Raw genomic sequence first — 17,342 nt, forward strand, 5'->3', positions numbered from 1 at the left:
TTCACGTCTGTCGACGCTTATTGGCCGGTGACGACCTTGGTCCAGAGGCGCGTGATGGTGCGCTGGGTCTTGGGGTCGTACGGGGCGACGGTGAACAGCTTCTTCAGCATCGGCTCGTCGGGATAGATGGTCGGATCGCTGGTGATGTCCTTGTTGATGAACTGCTGCGACGCCTTGTTGCCGTTGGCGTAGTAGACATAGTCCGACGACTTGGCGATGACTTCGGGCTTCATCATGTAGTTGATGAATTCCAGGGCTTCCGGCACATGCTTGGCATCGGCCGGGATCGCCATCTGGTCGAACCACATCTCGGCGCCTTCCTTCGGGATGGTGTAGGCGACGTTGACGCCGGCCTTGGCATCCTTGGCGCGGTTGCGTGCCTGGAAGACGTCGCCCGACCAGCCGATGGCCACGCAGATGTCGCCGTTGGCGAGCGCGTTGATGTATTCGGACGAATGGAATTTGCGGATCGACGGCCGGATCGACATCAAGAGATCTTCGGCCTTCTGCAGGCTTTCCGGCGACTTGTCGGTCGGATCGAGACCGAGATATTTCAGCACGGTCGGGACGATATCGGTCGGCGAATCCAGCACATAGACACCGCAATCCTTCAGCTTGGCGATGTTCTCGGGCTTGAACAGCGTATCCCAACTCTCGATCTTGTCGGTGCCGATCGCGGCCTTCACCTTGTCGGGGTTGTAGCCGATGCCGACGGTGCCCCACATGTAGTTGACCGAATGTTCGTTGCCGGGGTCGAAGGCGGCGACACGCTGCTCGACGACGTCCCACATGTTCTTCAGGTTGGGCAGCTTCGACTTGTCGAGCTTCTGGTAGACGCCGGCCGCGATCTGGCGCACCAGGAACGGGCTGGCGGTGGGCACCACGACGTCGTAGCCCGAGCCGCCGGCGAGCAGCTTGGTCTCGAGGATCTCGTTGGAATCGTAGACGTCGTAGACGACCTTGATGCCGGTTTCCTTGGTGAAGTCCTGGATGATCGACTGATCGATATAGTCAGACCAGTTGTAGACGTTGACGACACGTTCCTGTGTCTGAGCGCTCGTTATCGGCAGGGCCAGGAATACGGCCGTTGCCGCCAGCCAGATCGCTTTGCGGGTCATTTCGGTTTGCTCCTATTGTCATGACGAGTGTTCCCCGCCCGCCGGATCGTTTTTGCAGCCGGCGTGGCATGGTTTGGTAAGGCAGATTTTTTGCGAGAACCGGCGCGTTGCGGTCCGTCGGGGCGTATTCAAGCCTGGAAGAAAGGGAGCAGTTAGCGCTGCTGCCTAAACGAAAGAGCGCCCTGCGAGGTTGCGGGGGCTCGTGCGGGCTGGAAGGCTCGGTCCTGGTTTGGCCGGCTGTTGCACGTGGCAAGATACGCCTGTTTTGTTGTTGCCGTGCCCACAGCCTGCCCGCCGGGCTAGTTGCTTGTCAATGGGCAAAACCATTCTGTTTTGCTTTCGCGATCAGTTCGGCGACGGGATGCCGACCGCGCCCGGACGCTGCGGCTTGGACTGGCGCCACATTTCCATGCCGATGTGGATGAACAGTGCGGCGAAGACGATCGCACCGCCGATGATGGTGCGCGCCGACGGCACTTCGCCATGTACCAGCCACACCCAGATCGGCCCCAGGATCGGCTCGAACGTGCCGAGAAGAGCCGCGACCGCCGCCGGGATGAGGCGCGCGCCGGTGGCGAAGAAAGCGAGGCCGACGCCGAGATTGATGACACCAAAAGCGAACAAAAAACCCATATCGCGCGGCGAAACGGCGAATTGCGTGACCTGCGATGCCGCGAAGATGGCGGCGAAGATCGTGCCGAGGCAAGTGGCCGGCGTCATGCGCACGGTTGCGAAGCGGCGCGTGATGACGGTGGCAACCGAAAACATGAAGGCGATCAACAGCGCCAGCCCGTCGCCGACCGGCGAGACGGTGCCGCCCAGCGATTCCGAGACCATGATGGCGACACCCGCGATGACGCCGGCGATCGCCGCCCAGGTGGCGGCCGAGACCTTTTCGCGGAACAACAGCCACGACAGCAGCGCCGCGAGCAGCGGCACGCCGGCCTGCATGAGCAAGATGTTGGCGACCTTGGTGTAGGACAGCGCGACGACGAAACAGGTGGAGGCGGTGGCGAAGCAGATGGCCACCGCCAGCCCGGGCAAGCCCATGTCGCGGAACAGTTTCACGGTGCCGCGCAGGCCGTCGCGCCAGGCCATGAAGCCGAGCAGGAAGGCGGCCGCCCATACCGAGCGCCAGAACACCACGGTCCAGCTTCCATCGGCCTCGATGAAGCGGGCGATGGTACCGCCGAGGCTCCACATCAGTGCGGACAGGAAGACGAGCAGATAACCCACGCGCTCCTCGCGCCGCGACACCGGCTGGGCCTGTGCGGTTGCAGGCGATGGGGAAGCGGCGTCGGCCATGGCGCTACTGTCTGATGGTTCGGCTCATCATCGTCGTTTTGCCACCCGCGCGATATCGCAGACGCGGCAAATCCATGCCTTCTGGCGTAGCGCGAAGGCGGGCCCTGGAGATGGTCCAGCCACATGCATCGGCTATGTCAGCCCGCCGCAAACCGGTGGCGACGCCTATTTCGCCAGTTTCAAGGCCTCGGCGAGCACGGCATCGTCGCCGGCGGCGTAGCTGGCGAAGGTCGGCGCAACCGGCACCGTCGGTGTCAATGAACCGGACGGCGTGCCGTAGAAATAATTGAGGACGAAGCATGTCCGGATCTGAGCCAAGCCGCAGCCGTTTTGCCAATCGTGATAGCCGGTCGTGTAGCGGATCGCCAGTTTGGAATTCGGCATCCGGGCCGTGCCGCCCTCACCCCAGGATTGCGGCCTGTCGCCCATCGCTTCCCCGATCAGGACGGCGCGCGAGCCGGCAAAATATTTCAGCCGCGCCGCGGTGCTGATGCCGGCGGAAAAGGTGTTGCCGCTGGTCAGGATGAACACCTTGCCGTCCGGCGGCAAGAGCTCCGGCAGCCGCCGCGTGAAATCGGCAGCGAGCAGGTAGTTGCCGCCCGGGTTGAAGCGCAGATCGACCACCGCATGCTTCACCTTCCGCTTGGCCACTTCCGCCAGCAGGCCCGAGAGATAGTCCTCGATGGAAGCCTTTTCCTGATCGCCGATACGGTTCAGCTGGACGTAGAGGATGCCGTCGTTTTCGAGATAGCTGTGCCAGAAATTGTCGTCCGGCCGCGAGAGATAGGACGGGGGTGCTGCACCATCCAGGACATGAACCCAGGAAGCTTCGCTGTCCTTCCTCCGGACCGGGCTCAAATCCCGCTTCGGCCAGGAACTTCTGGCTAGCGGCTCCGGCGTCCCGGCGACCGCGGCAAGCCGGCGCACGACTTCGACCCCATCGCGCTGCCGGACGCGGAATTCGGCGGCATCCGCATTTTCGGCGAGACCCGCCGCGTGAAGCAGTTCCGGCGAGATGAGGAAATTCGGCACGAATTCGCGCGCCAGATTGGCCGGACCACCGGTGTAGGGGCGTAACGCCTCGACCAGTTGCTCGGGCGAATGGCCATTCAGCGCCAGCACCTGCGCGCCGAGCAGATCGCGCTGATCCGCGGCTGCACTCACCACAAACAGGTCGTCGGCGAACCAGCCCAGGCGAACGGGCACGGCGTTGAAACCGTTTCCGCCGACCAGGCCCAATATGTTGGTATGGCCATTGTCGGCCAATGCCACGGCACGCGCCGCGCCCATCGCCAGGCCGGCGCGATCGAGTTCCGGCGCACGCGCCACCAGTTTGTCGAGCGCGGCTTCAAAGGCGGCGCGGGTTTGATCGGTGAAGCTTCGCTCGACCTGCGGCAACAGCCGAAGATAGGCCAGATCCCGCAGATTCTTCTCGGCTGGCGATGCGGCCAGCGGAAAATCCATAGCCGGATAAGATTTCAGCGCCGGATACAAAATGAAGGCGGCGGGTGCCACGACGAGGAGCAGAACCGCGACCAGGGCAATCGCGATACGCTTCAGCCAGCGCCGGGCGGGACGAACGGAACCAGCCATGAATGCCTCGATGTCGGAGAATCTATTAGAATATGATCATATATCTATAGACATCGACGCCGGGGTAAAAGACCCACGCTTTACTGGAAGTCGAAGGCGGACAGGCCCGTCACCATCTCGTCCAGCCCTAGCGGACGCGTGACCGGCGGCTCGGCGCGCGACAGGCAGCCGGAGCGCTCGCACAGCCGGCAGGCCGGCCCGACCGGCGTTGCCGCCACCGCGCCGGGTTTTGCGCCAACGCCAAGTGCCGGAAGGGCCGCGCCATAGACGATCTCGTCGCGAAAACCGATATCGCAGCCGATCAGGATGGCGGTGCGGCGCGGGCGCTCCGAAAAGGCGCCTTGCGGGCCTTCCAGCGTGCGGGCGACGGTGAGGAATTCGGCGCCGTCCGGCATTTCCACCGCTTCGACGAAGATCTGGCCGGGCTGGGTGAAGGCGGCATGTACCGCGAGTTTCGGACAGCCGCCGCCGAAGCGGCTGTGCGGAAAGCCCTGGGCGCCGGCGCGGCGGAAGCGGTTGCCGGCATTGTCGACCTCCAGCATGAAAAACGGCACGCCGGAGGCGCCGGAACGCTGCAGCATGGTCAGCCGGTTCGCCGCTTGTTCGAAGGAAACGCCGAAGCGCGAACGCAGGACATCGATGTCGTAGCGGGCGCGCTGGGCGGCGGAATGGAAGGCCTGATAGGGCATCGTCAGCGCATGCGCGGCATAACGGCCGAGCTCGAACCGGGCCAGCCGCTTGGCCTCGTCGGACGACAGTTTCAATGCCTGGATCTCGGCCGCCACCGCCACCTGCATGCGGATGAGGCTTGCCTCCATCGCCACTTCGCGCAGCTGGTCGAACGGCGACAGCCGCTCGGACAGGAACAGGCGCTGCGAATGGCGGTCGTAGCGACGCCGCCAATTGGGCATGGTGGCGACCGGCAGAACTTTCACGACGATGCCGTGCTCGCGCTTCAGCCACGCCTTCAAGGCGCCGAACAGGTCGTCGCCGGGCTCGAGCAGCGTCGTGAACGCCTCGGCCTCCTCCTCCAGAGCGGCAAAATGGTTCGGCCGCCGCTCGAACACCTCATGCACCTCGTCGATCGGCAGGCGCGCGCCGGACAGCGCCGTGGTGCGCCCCTCGCGGGCGAGCAGCTCGGTCAGGTCCGACAGGCGCTCGGCCTGCTCGCGATAGGCGCGGAACAGTTTGATCACCGCGGCCGCCGCATTGGGCGCGGCCTCGGCGATCTCGACCAGTTCCTGGTCGCCCGGCAGTTCGCCGGACAATAGCGGGTCGGCGAAGACCTCGCGCAGTGCCGCGATCGAGCCGCGCGCCTCGCCCTGCAGTTCTTCGGGCTCGACCTTGTAGACGGAAGCGAGCTTCAGGATGAGCTGCACGGTCAGCGGACGCTGATTGCGCTCGATCAGGTTGAGATAGGAGGGCGAGATGCCCAGCCCCTCGGCCATCGCCGTCTGGGTCAGGCCCTTCTGGTTGCGGATGCGGCGAATGCGCGGTCCGGCGAAGATTTTCTGCTCAGCCATGCGCTTCTCCCTTCTCCCCGTGTGGGAGAAGGTGTCGCCATAGGCGGCGGATGAGGGGTGTTGGAAGAAACGAGGCGGCGGCGAAGGGCTTGAAGAGCCCCGACCTTGGTTCTGTCGCGTTCCTCGCAGCACCCCTCATCCGACCTCGCCTATGGCAGCCGCGCCGCCGGGCTCGGCCACCTTCTCCCGCAAGGGGAGAAGGAAAGGCCGGCCGGATTTTACAAACCTTGACAGGCTCAATCGCCATTTTGGCCGCTCGTCGCATTTTACATCTTTTACAAATTTACAGCGTCTCCCTGTCAAACGCAACACAGGTTTTCCCTTATTTTATCGCCTAAGCCTCGAATTCATTCGGCCGATTTCGCACCGCAATGTAAATCAAGTCACAGGAAAGCCGCCGCGAATTCACGACGAATGGCGGTTTTCGACAAACGTCTTTCAGTAAGCGGAGCAGACCATGACTGATTTTTACAACCTCGTCCCCTCGGCCGCCGAAGGCCGTTTCGACGGCATCGAGCGGCCCTATTCGCCGGAGGATGTGAAGCGGCTGCGCGGCTCCGTGCAGATCAAGCACAGCCTGGCCGAAATGGGCGCCAACCGGCTGTGGAAGCTCATCCACGAGGAAGATTTCGTCAACGCGCTCGGCGCGCTCTCCGGCAACCAGGCCATGCAGATGGTGCGCGCCGGCCTGAAGGCGATCTACCTGTCCGGCTGGCAGGTGGCGGCCGATGCCAACACGGCGTCCGCCATGTATCCCGACCAATCGCTCTACCCGGCCAATGCGGCGCCCGAGCTTGCCAAGCGCATCAACCGCACGCTGCAGCGCGCCGACCAGATCGAGACGTCGGAAGGCAAGGGCCTGTCGGTCGACACCTGGTTCGCGCCGATCGTCGCCGACGCGGAAGCCGGCTTCGGCGGACCGTTGAACGCCTTCGAGATCATGAAGGCCTTCATCGAAGCCGGCGCCGCGGGCGTCCATTTCGAGGACCAGTTGGCGTCGGAAAAGAAGTGCGGCCATCTCGGCGGCAAGGTGCTGATCCCGACCGCGGCCCATATCCGCAACCTCACCGCCGCTCGGCTCGCCGCCGACGTCATGGGCGTGCCGACGCTGATCGTCGCCCGCACCGATGCGGAAGCCGCCAAGCTGCTCACCTCCGACATCGACGAGCGCGACCAGCCCTTCGTCGACAAGGATGCCGGACGCACGGTGGAAGGCTTCTACCAGGTGAAGAATGGCATCGAGCCTTGCATCGCGCGTGCCATCGCCTACGCGCCCTATTGCGACCTGATCTGGATGGAGACCGGCAAGCCGGATCTTGCCCAGGCGAAGAAGTTCGCCGAGGCGGTGCAGAAGGCGCATCCGGGCAAGAAGCTCGCCTATAACTGCTCGCCGTCGTTCAACTGGAAAAAGAACCTCGACGACGCCACCATCGCCAAGTTCCAGCGCGAACTCGGCGCCATGGGCTACAAGTTCCAGTTCATCACGCTGGCCGGCTTCCACCAGTTGAACTTCGGCATGTTCGAACTGGCCCGCGGCTACAAGGATCGCCAGATGGCGGCCTATTCGGAACTGCAGGAGGCCGAATTCGCGGCCGAGGTGAACGGCTACACCGCGACCAAGCACCAGCGCGAAGTGGGCACCGGCTATTTCGATGCCGTGTCGATGGCGATCTCCGGTGGCAAGTCGTCGACCACCGCCATGAAGGAATCGACCGAACACGAACAGTTCCGCCCGGCCGCCGAATAGGCCGGCCCGCACAGCTTCCCCCGGCGCGGGCCGCGCCGGGGTCCAAAACAGAGGAACCGCCCGAAAGGCGAAGGAACATTCGAGGAGAACGACAATGGCACCGCGTACCCGTGTCAAGGAAAGGGCAGAAGAACAGGCCACCACCATGAGCGCCGACCAGCAGGCGGTCATCCGCATCGTCGCTAACGATTTGCACCGTCTCAACCAGTCGGTCATGAAGGCGGTCGAGGCCGGCGTCTCGGTCGAACTGGTCCGTTCGGCCCGCCATCATGGCGGCGACGGCAACTGGGGCGATCTTCTGATCCCGGTCATCGTCACCCAGCAAAGCCACGGCTGACGAAAGTCAAGACTTACCAAAGCCAAACAAACCCGCCGCGTGCATCGCCACGCGGCGGGTTTTTTGTTTTCGATCCTGTTTTGAAGCGGCCGTGGCTACAATTTTTGTTGCATGACCGCTACTGATTTTATTGTAATGCTGGAATATAACGCCAGTCGCCTACATGCGCTTGACATGACGGCGGTCTCAACCGATTGTCGAATGGTTTCAACCTAGCATTGAAATGAAGACTCGCGGTGGAAACAGACAACCGCCGCTGAGTGGCGACAACGGCAGGCCGACCGGTGGCGCGACCGGCCTGGGACGTGGAGGGGCTTTGCTGGATTTTTCGAAAGTGCTCGTGGTCAGCCGATCGCAGATCAATCGCATCGTCGTGTCGAGGATCATCGAGCAGGGCGGGTTGAAGCCGGTGGCTGAATCGCCAGAAACGGCCCCGGCAGCGCTGACCACGCTGGTTCCGGGAACGGTCGTGCTGGACGGCGGACCGGAAAACAGCGATTGCGACGCAGTGCTGGCGGGGGTCGCTTCGATCCGCGGCGTTGCCGGCAAGGCTTCGCCCACCGTCATCTTCCTGTCGAACCGCACCGGCACGCAGGAAAGCCTCGGCCTGCCGCGCACCGTGGATTACGTCGTGGCCAAGCCGATCACGCCCGAGCGCCTGCAGCAGATCATCGAACGCCTGAAGCACAGTTCGCGCAGCATACCCGCCCCGGAAGCAGGCTGAGGCTCGCCCTGCTCGGTGAGCCAGGGAAGGCCGGGGAACGAGGCAAGGCCCGCGCCTGTTGAGCCGGCGAAATAACGCCAGGAACAATGCAGGCGACGGCGCCGTCAGTCGTTGTCGATGCCCAGCACGAGGCCCGGCAATTCACCGAGATGGGCGATTTCGCGGAAGCGCGGCGCGGTGGCGGGCGGCTCGACATGCTCCACCACCCAGGTCAGATCATGCGGCACGAAGATGCCCCAGCTGCCGGCTTCGATCGCCGGCACCACGTCGGATTTCAGCGAATTGCCGACCATCATGGCGCGCTCGGGGCCGTCGCCATGGCGCGCGAAGATGCGCTCATAGGTCGGGCGTGACTTGTCGGAGACGATCTCCACCGCGTTGAAGAAATCGCCGAGGCCCGACTGCGCTAGCTTGCGCTCCTGGTCGAACAGGTCGCCCTTGGTGATCAGCACCAGCCGATAGCGGCTGGCCAACGCCTCCAGCGTGTCATGGACATGCGGCAACGTCTCGACAGGATGGCTCAGCATTTCGCGGCCAGCGGCCAGGATCTTGCCGATGACCTCGCCAGGCACCTTGCCGTCGGTGACGTCGATCGCCGTCTCGATCATCGAAAGCGTAAAACCCTTGATGCCGAAGCCATAGGCGCCGAGATTGCGCTTTTCGGCTTCCAGCAGGCGCGCCAGCAAGCTGTCCTTTTCACCATGGCCGGCGAGCAGTTCGACGAAATGCGCCTCGGTCAAACGGAAGAACTGCTCGTTCTGCCAGAGCGTGTCGTCGGCGTCGAAACCGATGGTGGTCAAGCTGTTGGAAGACGTGGACATGATGCCCATCTAGGGCGAAAAACGGCCAAAAACCAGCACTTTGGATGCTTGCGCCCACGAAAACGAGAGCGAGCCCCCCTTTTCTTCCGCAAGGGGCCACGGCTATACTCGGCAATCCGCAACCATATCTGGTGATTGATGCCGCCTGCAAAAAAGGAAGTCCGTCCGTCAACTCGGGGGACGCGAACCCGTGCGCCTGCCTTTCTGAAAAACCTCAGGGGAGTGAAGAGCTGGAAGGAGGCGAGCGCCTGGCTGGAATCGCGCGGTATCGAAGACATCGAATGCATCACCCCCGACCAGGCCGGCGTTGCCCGCGGCAAGATGATGCCGTCTTCCAAATTCACCTCCAACACCTCGCTGGCGCTGCCTTCCGCACCGTTCATGATGACGATTTCCGGCCAGTATCCGGAAAACGGCAACGGTTTTGAATATCCGGAAGACGATGGCGACCTGAAGCTCGTGCCTGATCTTTCGACGCTGACCGCGGTGCCGTGGGAAGAAGACCCGACAGCCGCCGTCATCTGCGACCTCGTCCATCAGGACGGTCGCGCCGTGGAATTCACGCCGCGCAACGTGCTGAAGCGCGTGGTCGCCGCCTATGACCGGCACGGGCTGAAACCCGTCGTCGCGCCCGAGATCGAATTCTACCTGGTTCGCAAGAACCCCGACCCCGACTATCCGCTGACCCCGCCGGTCGGCCGTTCCGGCCGGCCGATTGCCGGCGGCTCGGGTTACTCGATCGCCGGCGTCAACGAATATGACGAATTGATCGACGACATCTACCATTTCTCGGAAAGCCAGGGCCTCGAGATCGACACGCTGATCCACGAGGAAGGCGCTGGCCAGCTCGAAATCAACCTGCGTCATGGCGACCCTGTCGAACTGGCCGACCAGGTCTTCCTGTTCAAGCGCACCTTGCGCGAAGCGGCGTTGAAGCACGACGTCTACGCCACCTTCATGGCCAAGCCCATCCAGGGCCAGCCAGGCTCAGCCATGCATATCCACCAGTCGATCGTCGACAAGAAGACCGGCCGCAACATCTTCTCGGCCGAGGACGGTTCGGAGACCGAAGCCTTCTTCAACTTCATCGGCGGCATGCAGAAACACGTGCCTAACGCGCTGGTGATGTTCGCGCCTTACGTGAACTCCTACCGGCGCCTGACCCAGGCGGCGTCCGCCCCCGTCAACAACAAATGGGGTTACGACAACCGCACCACCGCCTTCCGCGTGCCGCGCTCGGACCCCAACGCCCGGCGCGTCGAAAACCGCATCCCGTCTTCCGATGCCAACCCTTATCTGGCACTCGCCGCCTCGCTCGCCTGCGGCCTGATCGGCATCAACAACAAGTTGCAGGCCGAACCGCCGGTGTTGACGACGGCCAACGAGGACGAGATCGACCTGCCGCGCGGCCTGCTCGAAGCCGTCGACCTGTTCGAGGGCGACGAGGAGCTGGCGGGCATGCTCGGCCGCGCCTTCACCTCCACCTATGCGGCGATCAAGCGGGCGGAGTTCGAGACCTTCATGGAAGTGATCAGCCCGTGGGAGCGGGAGTATTTGTTGCTGAATGTTTGAAGCAACAGGCAGTCGGGAGTAGGCAATCGGCAGTCGGGAAAGCAGGCGGGGAACTCCGCGAACTGTGCTCCGATCTGTAATTCGCTGAAGCCAAACCCGACTGCCGACTGCCCACTCCCGACTGCCTCACCACCCGAAAGCCACCATGCCCTACCAATCCCCCATCTCCCCCGGCCGTTCCTGGTATGAAGACACCGTCGGCGCGCGGCCAGAATATCCCTCGCTCGACGGCGACCGGCAGGCCGATGTCGTCATCGTCGGCGGCGGCTTCACCGGGCTGTCGGCGGCGGTGCACCTGGCCAAGGCCGGCACCAATGTCGTCCTGATCGAAAGCCATCGTTTTGGCGACGGTGCTTCGGGCCGCAATGGCGGCCAGATGGGCACCGGCCAGCGCGCCTGGGCCGAGGAACTCGAGGATGATTACGGCCTCACCCGCGCCAAGGCACTGTTCGACCTGGCCGAGGAGGCGAAAACACATCTTCACGACTTCTCGGCCGCCAATGGCATCGACATCGACTACATGCCCGGCCAGATCTCGGTGGCGCACAAACAGCGCTATGTCGACGACTACAAGGCGCATGCCGACATCATGGCGACGCGCTTCAACTATCCGCACATCACCTTCATGGATGCGCGCGAAACGGCGGAGCGGCTGGGCTCGACGCATTATTACGGCGGCGCCCGCGACACCGGCACCGGCCATATCCATCCGCTGAAGCTGGTGATCGGCACGGCGCGCGTGGCGGCCGCGGCGGGCGCGCATATCTTCGAGAAGACGCCGGCGACCGGCCTCACCACGCAAGGCGGCAAGGTCAAGGTGACGACGCAACGCGGCACGATCACCGCCGACAAGTGCCTGATCGCCACCAATGCCTATGGCGGCACGCTGGAACCGATGAGTGCGGCGCATATCATGCCGATCGGCTCCTTCATCGGCGCCACCGTGCCGCTCGGCGATGCGTCGAAAGTGTTGCCCGGCGGCGAATCCGTCGACGATTCCCGCTTCGTGGTGCGCTATTTCCGCAAATCCAGGGATGGCCGGCTGTTGTTCGGCGGCCGCGAAATCTACGCGGTCAACGACCCCAAGGACATCCACATCCATATCCGCAAGCAGATCAGCGAAATCTATCCGCAGCTGAAGGATGTCGAGATCACCCATGGCTGGGGCGGTTATGTCGGCATCACCGTGCCGCGAAAGCCGTTCGTGCGCGAGGTGATGCCGAATGTCATCTCCGTCGGCGGCTATTCCGGTCACGGCGTGATGTTGTCCAACTTCTTCGGCAAGCTTTACGCCGAGACGGTGTCGGGCAACCGCGACCGGCTGAAGCTGATCGAGGAGCTGAAGATACCGCCCTTCCCCGGCGGTCGCCGCTTCCGCGCGCCGATGCTGTTCCTGGCGCTCAACTGGTTCGCGCTGCGGGACCGGATCTGATTTTTTTGGCCGGGGTCTCCGCCAGCGGCAGTTGCAGGCGGATATGCGTGCCGTTCCAGCGTCCGTTCAAGATATCGATACGGCCGCCATGCAGGCGTGCGATCTCGCGGGCGAGATTGAGGCCGAGCCCGGCGCCGCTGGAGCGCGGACGCAGCCGGTAGAACGGCTCGAACACGCGCTCGCGTTCCTCCAGCGGGATCCCCGGGCCCTCGTCGTGGATTTCCAGGCCGCCCTCGCCGTCGACCAACACGGTGATGGTGCCCGAGCCGCCGCCATGCTCGATGGCGTTGCGCAGCAGATTGGCGACGGCCCGCTCGACTTGCTGCGAGCGGATATCGACCAGCACCGGGCGCCCGGCCGGCTCGAAAGAGAGGTCATAGCCGGCCTCCAGCGCCAGCGGCGCGAAATCGGCGGCCAGCGTTCTGGCCAGTTCCACCAGATCGACCACCTCGCGCGGACCGGCGGCGTGGTCGAGCAATTGCTGCGCCAGATGCGACAGGCGCTCGATGTCCTTCTGCAGGCGCCGGCTCTCGGGATCCTCGCGCAGCAATTCGGCACGCGTGCGCAGGATGGCGATCGGCGTGCGCAGTTCATGCGCGGCATCCGTAAGGAAACGGTTACGCTTATCGTAACCTTCGCCGAGACGAGCCAGCGCGCGATTGAAGGCCTGCACCAGCGGCGCCACCTCCTGTGGCACGCGCTCGGTCGGCAATTGCACGGCGCGGTTGTCGATGTCGATGTTGCCGGCTTCCCTGGCGGTGGCGACGAGGCCGGCCAGCGAGCGGCGCACCACGGCCGGTGTCGTTACCAGCGTGGTGACGCCCATCACGATGATGATCGGCAAAAGCATGATGATGGTGAGGATGACCAGGATCGGGCCGACCCGCACCCAATTGGTGGTGCCGTCCGGATTGCGGGCGAGATCGATCTGCAGATCGATATTGGCTTCGACGCCGGTGTTTTCCTCGCGCGACGACATGGTGGAGGCGAGTACGCCGACACGGCCGGCCGACGTTTCCAGATTGGCGTAGGAAGCGGCAGGCCGCAAATCCAGCTGCGCGAAGGTCAAGGCCGCACGGTCGACACTTTTGAGCAGGCCGTCGCCGCCGCTGGCATAGACGGCAGGCACATTGCCCTGTTTCAGCACTCCGCCTTTTTCGTCGCGTGCAACGAACCACATGTTCGGAAAGCTCTTGCGGAAATTGGTGAGTTCTTCCGTGTCGCGCAGAACGAGCTGGCCGGCCGCGTCGCGGCCCAGCGCTTCTCCCACGACAAGGGCGGCTGCCTCATTATCGACCACCAGGCGCGGCTGCGCGACGAAGAACACCAGCGTGATCAAGCCGAGGAAGACAACCAGCATGACCGCCTGCAGTATGATCAGGCGGCGCACCAGCACCCATTGCAGCGAACGTGGACGCGGCTTTCTCATGCGACGGCGCGCAGCAGATAACCGAGGTTGCGGATCGCCCGGATCTCGACGCCGGCATCGACCTCGTCGAGCTTGCGCCGCAGCCTGGACAGGTGCGAATCCAACGCGTTGGAGCCGATCTCGTCATCCATGGCGTAGACCGATTCCTCCAGCGTGGAGCGCAGCACGGCGCGGCCCGGCCGGCGGATCAGCGCCTCCAGCGCCAGTTGCTCGCGGCGCAGAAGGTCAAGCGGCTTATCGCCGACAAGCGCTTCGCGATGGCGGAAATCATAGGTGAGCCGGCCGACCACCGTGAGGTCGGAGCGCAGCGCCGCCGGCCGCCGTTGCAAGGCACGCAGGCGCGCCATCAACTCTTCCACCGAGAAGGGCTTGGCCAGATAGTCGTCGGCGCCAGAGTCGAGGCCGGCGACGCGGTCGTCGACGCCGCCCAGTGCCGTCAGCATCAGCACCGGCGCCTCGATGCGGCTGGCGCGTAGCTTCGGAATGAGGTCGAGCCCCTCGCCGTCAGGCAAACGGCGGTCGAGCACCAGCGCATCATAGGGGCCGAAAGCGGCCGCCGCCTCGGCATCGGCGATGGTCGAAACGTGATCGACAATGACGTGACGGCGCTCCAGCGCGGTCTTCAGCACCGAGGCCATCTCCGGCTCGTCCTCGAGCAGCAGGATACGCATGGTTTTCTTCTTTCCTTCACCCGCGACACCGGGCGATGCCGGCGCTTCAAAGTGTTAGAGCGTCCTTTGCACGTCCGAACGGACGCGCAGCGCTCTAATGACGCATCGCGGCGCTTTTCCGGCGTTTCATTCGCATTCCAGCTTCGGCTTGCGGAAATTGGTGACATACCAGCGCCCCGCGGACCAGCGCGCATAGAATGTGTAGAAACATTCCTGCTCCTCGACATAACCCGGCCTGACGGTTTCCTCATAGCGGGTGCCGCGCCTGGTGTCCTTGATCTCGCCGCTGGTCGAGCCGGGCACAACATTGGTCGAAACCTTGCGCCATTGATAGGCGCGTTCGCCACGACCGATGTCCAGGATGGTAGAGGGCGGACCGTAGTCGAGAATGACCGTTTCCACCGGCTGGCCGATGTAATTCTTCATGATGTCGGATGCGCAGCCGGCAAGCAGCGCGACCGAGGCCACGGCAACAGCGCCGCAGGCAGCGCGAAAGGTGATGAAAGACATGATCTGATCCGGTTTTCGTCCCTGACCCGGCAGCTATCGCGGCAAGATTGCAGGGACATTGCACATTTCCGGGCAGATCCCCGAGCCCATCTTTCAGCATATCCCACGGACCGCTCCAGGCCCCGCGGAAGGCCGGTTTCCAATCGAAACGGGTGCCGCTTCGACACCGGAGACTGATTCGGCGGCGCCAGACGACAATGGCAAGCTGTACCTTACGTTGCGGAAACAACGAGGTTTTCCCGCCCGCGACAGTCAAAAAATGCACAGAATATGTGGACACCCGTTGCCGTTGAGGTGCCAAAGGCGCATAGATGCCACAATCGTCTGCAAGATGATCCACAAGCTGGAAACGGAAGACCTCGAACCTTGCGTTGCCAGCCAGGATTTCGGGACCGACGCTGATCCAGGTGTTGTCAACCGCGATCGCAAGAACGTCGGCCGTGTTCGGGGGTAACCAGAACCTCAGATGCCAAAATTGGTCCAGTTCTGTTTCGTGGACGGCAGGACCGTCAGCCAGGACAACAAAACCCGAGCGGTGGCCGCCCCAGGCTTGCCGGCCAACGGTCGTTGCGGCCGCTGGAGGCCGTTTTGAAAGGGCCGCTCGGTTTCGGCGGGCCCAAGCAGCATCGCATTTCGATGCAGTTCGGCTACAACACCAAGCCGTCTTTCTGGCAGCAGCTACAGACGAATTCGCATCTGGTGATCGCCGCGGTCGGTACCGCCGCGTTGCTCGGCGTCGCCGGCATCGCCTTGTGGCTGGCGCTGCCGACCGGCGAGCGCCAGGCTTTCGCCGAAGCCAAGCATCCGCCGGCCACCGAAGCGCCGGCGCCGCAGGCCAAGACGGTGCAGGTCGCCGGACAGACGCCCGCCGCCACGCCTGCCGTGGCCGATGCAAAGCCGCAACCCGCCCAGACGCTTGTCGCGGTCAACCAGCCTGCCTCCACCGAGCCGAGCGCTGTGAATTCCAACGGCACGTCGGCCCCGCAGTCGGCCGCCGCGATCCAGGAAGCCGCCAAGGCGGTAGTCGTCGCCAAGCCGGGCGATGCCAATCCCGACGATGCCAGCGCGGACGACGAGGCAGCTACGGACGACACGACGCAGAGCGCCTATGCGGAGACGAACAAGGCCCCGTCGCCCACGGAAGCCGTCATCGCCAAGCCGCCAGTGCCACACGCCAAGCCCGACAAGGCGCTGACCGCAGGCATTCCGCCAGCGGATGAAACGCAGGATACGCAAGAGGCGGCACCCGCCGATGCCAAGCAAGCCAAGGCAACCGGCAACGGCACCACCTTGCGCGCCGTCACCATGCGTTCGGGCCCGAAAAAGGGCGCCGACGCCATCGCGACCGTGCCCGGCAAGGCAGCCGTCGAGGTGATTTCCTGCACCAAGGCCAAATGGTGCGAGATCGTCTACCAGAACAAGCGCGGCTGGGTTTACCAGGGCTTCCTCAACCGCGGGTGAGAAGCTGTCCGTGTCGCGGACGAAAAGCCAAGTGCTTGGTTTTCTGACTAGGGACATCTCGTGTCGTGCGAAGCGGTGGGTTTGGCGCCCTTCCCTTCTCCCCTCGTGGGAGAAGGTGCCTGAGCGAAGCGAAGGCGGATGAGGGGTGATGGAAGAAACGAGACGTTTCAGGATCAGCGCCTCACTCCAATATCACCTCACATCTCCCAGGCAGCGCTCCGTCCAACACCCCTCATCCGTCTCGGCGCTGCGCGCCGAGCCACCTTCTCCCACAAGGGGAGAAGGATGCGCGGCCTCAAATACACCGCCCTCCATCCACCTCCAGCGCCACGCCGGTGATGAAGGCGGCTTCGTCGGAGGCCAGCCACAGCGCCGCATTGGCGATGTCGAGCGGGGTCGACAGGCGACCGAGCGGGATGGAGGCGCGGAATTTCGCGCGCAGCTCGGGCGTGTCCTCGCCCATGAACTGGGCAAGCATTCCGGTTTCGCCGGCGACGGGGCAGAGGCAATTGACGCGGATGTTCTTTGGCGCGAGTTCCACCGCCATCGATTTGGTGGCGGTGATCGCCCAGCCCTTCGAGGCGTTGTACCAGGTCAACCCCGGGCGCGGGCGCAGGCCGGCGGTCGAGGCGGTGTTCAAGATGACGCCGCCGCCCTGCCGCTCCATGATCGGCACCACCGCCAGCGCGGAATGATAGATCGCCTTCATGTTGACGGCGGTGATCAGGTCGAAGGTCGCCTCGTCCACCGCCAGCATGTCGCCATTGCGATGGGTGTAGCCGGCATTGTTGATCATGATGTCGACGCGGCCGAAAGTGTTCTTGGCCGCATAGACCATCTCTTCGACTTCCGAGCGGCTTGAAACGTCGCTGGCCACGGCAATCGCCGACGGACCGATCTCGTCGGCGACGCGCTCCGCACCCTTGGCATTGAGGTCCGCCACCACCACCCTGGCCCCCTCCTCCGCGAAGCGTTTGGCCATGCCCTCGCCGAACCCCGACGCGGCGCCCGTGACAATCGCGACCTTATCCTTCAAGCGCATTTTTCATCCTTGTGAGAAGTTTACTTCGGCCGAGAGCCCCGCGCAGATTACCCTCCC

The 17,342-nt window shown here is 63.8% G+C and carries 15 protein-coding genes; 6 read left to right on the plus strand and 9 right to left on the minus strand.

Going from position 1 to position 17,342, the window contains the following annotated elements:
- Positions 1-17: 17 nt before the first annotated feature.
- The 4 genes from FZF13_RS05515 to FZF13_RS05530 form a co-directional block, all read right to left on the minus strand.
- Complete coding sequence (locus FZF13_RS05515; protein WP_024926074.1) at positions 18-1,118, minus strand: polyamine ABC transporter substrate-binding protein; 1,101 nt, start codon at positions 1,116-1,118, stop codon at positions 18-20.
- Positions 1,119-1,463: 345 nt separating this feature from the next.
- On the minus strand, positions 1,464-2,423 hold the full coding sequence (locus FZF13_RS05520; RefSeq protein WP_024926073.1) for a DMT family transporter: 960 nt from the start codon (positions 2,421-2,423) through the stop codon (positions 1,464-1,466).
- A gap of 165 nt (positions 2,424-2,588) precedes the next feature.
- Entirely contained in the window at positions 2,589-4,016 is a 1,428-nt protein-coding gene (locus FZF13_RS05525; RefSeq protein WP_024926072.1) for a S41 family peptidase, read from the minus strand.
- A gap of 80 nt (positions 4,017-4,096) precedes the next feature.
- A complete protein-coding gene (locus FZF13_RS05530) occupies positions 4,097-5,539 on the minus strand; it encodes a helix-turn-helix domain-containing protein (RefSeq protein ID WP_024926071.1) in 1,443 nt (480 codons plus the stop codon).
- Positions 5,540-5,996: 457 nt separating this feature from the next.
- Between FZF13_RS05530 and aceA the strand changes: the two genes are divergently transcribed.
- The 3 genes from aceA (at position 5,997) to FZF13_RS05545 (ending at position 8,347) form a co-directional block, all read left to right on the plus strand.
- Positions 5,997-7,286, plus strand: coding sequence for an isocitrate lyase (gene aceA, locus FZF13_RS05535; RefSeq protein ID WP_024926070.1), 1,290 nt, complete (start codon positions 5,997-5,999; stop codon positions 7,284-7,286).
- A gap of 94 nt (positions 7,287-7,380) precedes the next feature.
- Entirely contained in the window at positions 7,381-7,623 is a 243-nt protein-coding gene (locus tag FZF13_RS05540; protein ID WP_024926069.1) for an SMc00767 family acetate metabolism repressor, read from the plus strand.
- Positions 7,624-7,939: 316 nt separating this feature from the next.
- Positions 7,940-8,347, plus strand: a complete 408-nt coding sequence (locus tag FZF13_RS05545) for a transcriptional regulator (RefSeq protein WP_024926068.1) — start codon at positions 7,940-7,942, stop codon at positions 8,345-8,347.
- 104 nt (positions 8,348-8,451) lie between these two features.
- Here FZF13_RS05545 and FZF13_RS05550 read toward each other — a convergent pair whose 3' ends face one another.
- Positions 8,452-9,168, minus strand: a complete 717-nt coding sequence (locus FZF13_RS05550; RefSeq protein WP_024926067.1) for an HAD family hydrolase — start codon at positions 9,166-9,168, stop codon at positions 8,452-8,454.
- Between the two features lie 138 nt (positions 9,169-9,306).
- On the opposite strand from FZF13_RS05550, the gene FZF13_RS05555 reads away from it, so the two are divergent.
- Together FZF13_RS05555 and FZF13_RS05560 are read left to right on the plus strand one after the other, a co-directional pair.
- Complete coding sequence (locus FZF13_RS05555) at positions 9,307-10,740, plus strand: glutamine synthetase family protein (protein ID WP_024926066.1); 1,434 nt, start codon at positions 9,307-9,309, stop codon at positions 10,738-10,740.
- A 145-nt stretch (positions 10,741-10,885) separates the two neighbouring features.
- Positions 10,886-12,172, plus strand: a complete 1,287-nt coding sequence (locus FZF13_RS05560; RefSeq protein ID WP_024926065.1) for an NAD(P)/FAD-dependent oxidoreductase — start codon at positions 10,886-10,888, stop codon at positions 12,170-12,172.
- Here FZF13_RS05560 and FZF13_RS05565 read toward each other — a convergent pair.
- The 3 genes from FZF13_RS05565 to FZF13_RS05575 all read right to left on the minus strand — a co-directional run bounded on the left by FZF13_RS05565 (position 12,141) and on the right by FZF13_RS05575 (position 14,782).
- A complete protein-coding gene (locus tag FZF13_RS05565; protein ID WP_150978925.1) occupies positions 12,141-13,601 on the minus strand; it encodes a sensor histidine kinase in 1,461 nt (486 codons plus the stop codon). The two genes, FZF13_RS05560 and FZF13_RS05565, sit on opposite strands and share 32 nt — an antisense overlap.
- Positions 13,598-14,272: a response regulator transcription factor gene (locus FZF13_RS05570; RefSeq protein ID WP_024926063.1), complete on the minus strand. Its 675-nt coding sequence runs from the start codon at positions 14,270-14,272 to the stop codon at positions 13,598-13,600. Before FZF13_RS05570 ends, FZF13_RS05565 begins: the two co-directional genes overlap by 4 nt.
- A gap of 126 nt (positions 14,273-14,398) precedes the next feature.
- Positions 14,399-14,782, minus strand: coding sequence for a hypothetical protein (locus FZF13_RS05575; protein WP_024926062.1), 384 nt, complete (start codon positions 14,780-14,782; stop codon positions 14,399-14,401).
- A gap of 588 nt (positions 14,783-15,370) precedes the next feature.
- Here FZF13_RS05575 and FZF13_RS05580 point away from each other — a divergent pair.
- Positions 15,371-16,243, plus strand: a complete 873-nt coding sequence (locus FZF13_RS05580) for an SH3 domain-containing protein (protein WP_024926061.1) — start codon at positions 15,371-15,373, stop codon at positions 16,241-16,243.
- A 295-nt stretch (positions 16,244-16,538) separates the two neighbouring features.
- On the opposite strand, the gene FZF13_RS05585 is transcribed toward FZF13_RS05580, so the two are convergent.
- The gene (locus FZF13_RS05585) at positions 16,539-17,285 is read right to left on the minus strand and encodes an SDR family oxidoreductase (protein WP_024926060.1); all 747 of its coding nucleotides are present in this window, start codon (positions 17,283-17,285) and stop codon (positions 16,539-16,541) included.
- Positions 17,286-17,342 lie beyond the last annotated feature (57 nt).

The organism is Mesorhizobium terrae, from assembly GCF_008727715.1.
Taxonomy (GTDB): domain Bacteria; phylum Pseudomonadota; class Alphaproteobacteria; order Rhizobiales; family Rhizobiaceae; genus Mesorhizobium; species Mesorhizobium terrae.